Source organism: Streptomyces phytophilus (assembly GCF_013870535.1).
Lineage (GTDB): Bacteria > Actinomycetota > Actinomycetes > Streptomycetales > Streptomycetaceae > Streptomyces > Streptomyces phytophilus.
This window is the reverse complement of record NZ_JACBXC010000641.1, coordinates 1-3,453: the sequence shown is the minus strand read 5'-3', so window position 1 is coordinate 3,453 and position 3,453 is coordinate 1. Positions and strand designations below refer to the sequence as shown.

Annotated in this window: 3 protein-coding genes; 1 reads left to right on the top strand and 2 read right to left on the bottom strand. The window is 73.6% G+C overall.

What is annotated here, in order from left to right:
- Both H5J30_RS22795 and H5J30_RS22790 read right to left on the bottom strand, forming a co-directional pair.
- Positions 1 to 870 (bottom strand): ATP-binding cassette domain-containing protein (locus tag H5J30_RS22795; RefSeq protein WP_181789250.1); only part of this gene is annotated, 870 nt, incomplete at its 3' end.
- Positions 867 to 2,258: an aldehyde dehydrogenase family protein gene (locus H5J30_RS22790; protein WP_181789249.1), complete on the bottom strand. Its 1,392-nt coding sequence runs from the start codon at positions 2,256 to 2,258 to the stop codon at positions 867 to 869. The genes H5J30_RS22795 and H5J30_RS22790, both read right to left, overlap by 4 nt.
- Before the next feature lie 275 nt (positions 2,259 to 2,533).
- Between H5J30_RS22790 and H5J30_RS22785 the strand changes: the two genes are divergently transcribed.
- A partial coding sequence (locus H5J30_RS22785; RefSeq protein WP_181789248.1) for a hypothetical protein occupies positions 2,534 to 3,453 on the top strand: 920 nt, incomplete at its 3' end.

Below are 3,453 nucleotides of genomic sequence, written 5' to 3'. Positions count from 1 at the left end.
GCCGGCGTGCAGCCGGAACGACACGTCGCGGAACTCCCCCGGCCGGCTCAGCCCCTCGACCTCCAGCAGCGCCGCGCCCGGCCCGGTGCGCTTCGCCGGGTACAACTGCCCGGTGCTGCGGCCCGCCATCAGCCGGATCAGCCGGTCCTCGTCGGTGTCCGCGGGCAGCGAACGGGCCACCACCCGGCCGTCCTTGAGCACGGCGATCGAGTCGGCCAGCTCCCCGATCTCGGCGAGCCGGTGGGACACGTAGACGATCAGCACGCCTTCGGCGCGCAGCCGCCGCACGAGCGCGAAGAGCGCTTGGAGGTCGGTGCCCGCCAGTACCGCGGAGGGCTCGTCGAGGATCAGGACCCGGGGGCGGCCCCCCGCCAGCGCCTTGGCGATCTCCACCATCTGCCGACGGGCGACGCTGAGCCGGCCGGCCCTCGCGCGCGGGTCGACGGCATCGAAGCCGATGCCCGCGAGGAGTTCGGCGGCGCGGGCGTGCGCGGCGCGCCAGTCGACGAGCCCGCCGAGCCGCCGGGGCAGCCTGCCGAGCAGCAGGTTCTCGGTGACCGACAGCTCGGGGACCAGCGTCAGTTCCTGGTGCACGGTGCGGATGCCGTGGGCCTGCGCCGCGTGCGGGGAGCCGAACGCGACGCGCTCGCCGCCCACCCGCAGCTCACCGGCGCTCATCGGCTCGGCCCCGGCGAGCACCTTGATGAGGGTGGACTTCCCGGCCCCGTTGGCGCCGACGAGGGCGAGGACCTCGCCGGCGTGTCCGACGAGGTCGACGCCGTGGAGCACTTCCGTGCGGCCGTACGACTTGTGCACGTCGCTCATCCGCAGCACCTCGGGCCCGGTGGCGCGCTTCTCCGGGGCGCTCATACGAGGGCGTCCTGCACGATGACGGTCTTCTGGCGGGTGAACTCGCGCGCGGTGTCGTGCAGTCCCTCGCGGCTGCCGCCGGTGTCGCCGGGGCCGCCGAACGGCAGGTTCTCGGCGCGCAGGGCGGTGGAGCCGTTGATGACGACGCCGCCGACCCGCAGCCGGCCGGCCATCGCGAACGCCCGCCGCAGGTCGCGGGTGTGGACGGCGGCCTGCAGCCCGTACGGGGAGTCGTTGGCCATCCGGACCGCGTCCATCGGGTCCGCGAACCGGGCGACGGGCGCGACCGGGCCGAAGATCTCCTCGGCCAGCGCCGGACTGCCGTCGGGGACGTCGACCAGCACCGCCGGCTCGTAGAACGCCTTGCTGCGCCAGCCGCCGGCCGCCCGCCGCGCGCCGTCCCTGATCAGCGCGGCCACCGCGGTCTCCACCCGCTCCGCGGCCTCCTCGCTGATCAGCGGGCCGACGTCGGTGCCGGGCTCCAGCTGGTCCCCGACGTTGAGGCGGATGGTGCGGGCCAGCAGGGCGTCCACGAACTCGTCGTGCACGGCGTCCTGGACGTACACGCGCTTGACGGCGCAGCAGATCTGGCCGTTGCCGCGGGCGAGCCGGCCGAGGACGACCGCCTCGGCGGCGGCGTCCACGTCGGCGTCGTCGCAGACGATGAGCGCGTCGTTGCCGCCCAGCTCCAGGTGGGTCTTCTTCAGCGTCGCCGCCGCACGGCGGGCGATCTCGCGGCCCGCCGCGGTGCTGCCGGTGAGGCTGACGGCCGCGACGGCCGGGGCGTCGGCGAGCCGGCGGGAGACGTCGGGGCCGCCGGTGAACACCTGGTGGGTCTCCGGCGGGAAGCCCGCCGCGGCGACGAGTTCGGCGACGCGCAGCACAGTCAGGGGGCAGCGCAGCGGCGCCTGGACGACGACGGCGTTGCCGGCGGCGAGGGCGGCGGCAGCCTTGTGGGCGTACAGCTCGACGGGGTAGTTGAACGGGACGAGGGCGGCGATCGGGCCGAGCGGCTCGACGAGCGTCACGGCGAGGTGGCGCTCCAGACCGGGCACGGCGTCCAGGGGGATCTGGCGTCCGAACAGCCGGGTCGCCTCCCCGGCGAAGCCGCGGAAGATGCGGGCGGCGGCGGCGAGTTCGTCCGATGTCTGGGCCAGGGGCTTGCCGTTCTCGGCGGCGAGCAGCGCGGCGAGTTCGGGGGTGTGCGCGTCGAGCAGGGCGGCGACCTTGGTCAGCCGGGCGGCCCGCTGGTGGGCGGGCATGGCGGCCATGGCACGCTGCCCGCGTACCGCCGACTCGGCCACGTGATCGACGTCTTCGGGGGTGAACTGCGGTACCTCTCCCAGGTGCTCGCCGGTTCCTGGGTTGCGGACGTGACAGGTGGGCATGGCGGCTCTCCGTGGGGCAGCGGCGGCGTTCGAGATTCCGAACGGCGCCGATGCTGACAACCGCCTGTCAATTTGTCAATCCACCTGACTAATTAACATCCCACGTATTTCCCCAGGTCATGCTGGGAGCGGTCCCGGCGACGGGCGGCCCGCCGGACCGGAGCGGGCGACGACGCGGTTGCGACCTCGGGTCGCGCCCGACCGGGACCGGTCCCCGAGCGCGGCACCTACCGTGGCCGTCCGCCCGACCGGCAGGGCAAGGAGAGGAGTCAGGAGTGGCGGCGTACGACACCGAAGGATTTCACTTCCCGGGGCACGACGGCCCCGTGCCCGAACTGACGGAAGAGGTCGAGCGGTTGCGGTGCGAGCGCCGGTACGGATCGGCGCTCGACGCGACCCTGCGCCACCTGCGGGCGCACGGCCGGTCCGCCGAGGCGTTCCGCCTCGCCCTGCCGCTCCTGTACACCGGGATGCGCCGCACCGCGGATCCCGACATCGCCGAACCGGTCACCCGGCAGCAGCACGGGAACCCCTACTTCGCACCCATCGCGACCGAGTGCAACCGCTGCACGCAGTTCTGGTACTCGGGCCACGACATCGCCGCGCAGGTGCGCCTGGTCGTGACCAACCCGATCGGCCTCCAGTGCCAGGTCTGCCGCTACACCTTGTGCCGCAACTGCTTCGATCCGCGGAACCCGGGCTGCCCGGCGAGGGGTTGCCGCGGTGAACTGGGGACGCCGGTGGTGCCGACCGGGCGGCCGCGCGGGAAGCCCGCGAACGAGTTCACCGAAAAGCTGGAGCACGTGATGATCCTCTGGCGGTCCGCCCCGACCGGCCAGGAGGAGGCCGAGGAACTGCTCGATCTGGCCTGCACCTGGCAGGACCGCGGCGGCATCACCGTCAGGTCCCAGGTGAACCAGTCGGACATGCGGGACGGGGAGGAACTGGAGCGGCGCATGGGCCTGGTTCTGGTAAGCCTCTACGAGCGCGAGGGGATGATCAGCGAGAACGGCCTCTACCGCACCCGCGTCCTGCCGATCGAGTCCCCCGGCCGCGGACGGCGGCTGATGTTCGTCACCGCCGCACCGGAGACCGGCCCCGCGTCCCAGCTCTCCGGACCGGTCACTTACCTGCTGTTCGACGAGGCGGACGGGGCGGGCGACGACACACCGGCACCGAAGCGGCGCTGGTTCCG

Bases quoted from the DNA above. Each gene is read 5' to 3' on its own strand.
- H5J30_RS22790 (WP_181789249.1), bottom strand. From the start codon at position 2,258: ATGCCCACCTGTCACGTCCGCAACCCAGGAACCGGCGAGCACCTGGGA.